At 54.6% G+C, this 1,232-nt stretch carries 1 protein-coding gene; it reads right to left on the reverse strand.

The features are described 5' to 3' along the window. Positions 1 to 18 precede the first annotated feature (18 nt). Positions 19 to 1,169 (reverse strand): IS3 family transposase gene (locus BMZ43_RS25950; RefSeq protein ID WP_085983004.1). Its coding sequence is split into 2 segments (ribosomal slippage): positions 19 to 935 and positions 935 to 1,169, totalling 1,152 coding nucleotides; the frame shifts between segments, so codons are not numbered across the junction. Positions 1,170 to 1,232 lie beyond the last annotated feature (63 nt).

The following is a 1,232-nucleotide window of genomic DNA, read 5'->3' on the forward strand; positions in this document are numbered from 1 at the left end:
TGAATCGCCCCTGCTTTCCTAGACACTCTCCAAGCTCAGGAAATAGCGTTTCTCATACTCTACTGGAGACAGCTGCATAGCACTGCTGTGTCGACGCTTAGGGTTATAGAACATCTCGATGTAATCGAAAATATCACTTCGGGCTTCGTCACGCGTTGCGTAGATCTTTCGTCGGATTCGCTCCCGCTTCAAAAGCTGGAAAAAGCTCTCCGCTACGGCATTGTCGTGGCAGTTTCCCCGTCGGCTCATGCTGCTGATCACATTATTGGCCTTCAGGAAGCTTTGCCAATCTGAGCTACTGAACTGACTGCCTTGGTCTGAGTGAATCATCACTTGCTGCTGTGGCTTGCGTCGCCACACGGCCATCAGCATGGCGTCGATGGCCAGGTCGCTGCTCATTCTGGGCTTCATTGACCAACCAATGACTTGGCGGGAGAACAGATCCAGCACTACCGCCAGGTACAGCCACCCTTCATAGGTGCGGATGTAGGTGATATCGGTCACCCAGACTTTATTCGGCTCACTGACCTTGAACTGCCGGGCCAGATGGTTGGGGGATGCCACTGTTGGTTTTCCGCCATAAAACCCAGTACGACGGCGATAGCCCGTTTGCGAACGCAGCCCCTCTGCCTGCATCAAGCGACCGACTCGATTTCGCCCACAGATCTCTCCTAGCTCTCGCAGGTCATCGTGAATCTTGCGATAGCCATACACGCCGCCGCTTTCTAACCAGGCCTGCTTGATCAAGCCAAGCAGGCGCTGATCTTCTTTGGCTCGGGCAGATTGAGGTTCGGCCAACCAAGCGTAGTAGCCGCTGGGATGCACCTTGAGGGTTTGGCAAAGGCGCCGCACCGGGTAATGCGTCGAGTGCTTTTTGATGAAGGCGTACTTCAGTTGCACTCCTTGGCAAAGTACGCGGCGGCCTTTTTTAAGATGTCTCGCTCTTCAGTCACGCGCTTGAGTTCTGCGCGAAGCTTGCGCAGTTCGGCTTGCTGCTCATCGTCTTGCTGACGCTGCTCTTGGGGTTTGCTGTAGAGCTTGATCCAGGCGTAGAGGCTGTGAACAGACATGCCCAGGCGCTGGGCAACATCGGCGACAGGATTGCCTTTCTCGGTCACTTGCTTGACCGCTTCGATCTTGAATTCTTCGGGGTAACGCTGACGACTCATGGCACCTCCTATTTGGGCCTCATTATGAGGCTTGGAGGTGTCTACGAAACCAGGGGCGATTCA

Origin of the sequence: Pseudomonas sp. Snoq117.2 (assembly GCF_900110545.1) — a bacterium.
Taxonomy (GTDB): domain Bacteria; phylum Pseudomonadota; class Gammaproteobacteria; order Pseudomonadales; family Pseudomonadaceae; genus Chryseomonas; species Chryseomonas benzopyrenica.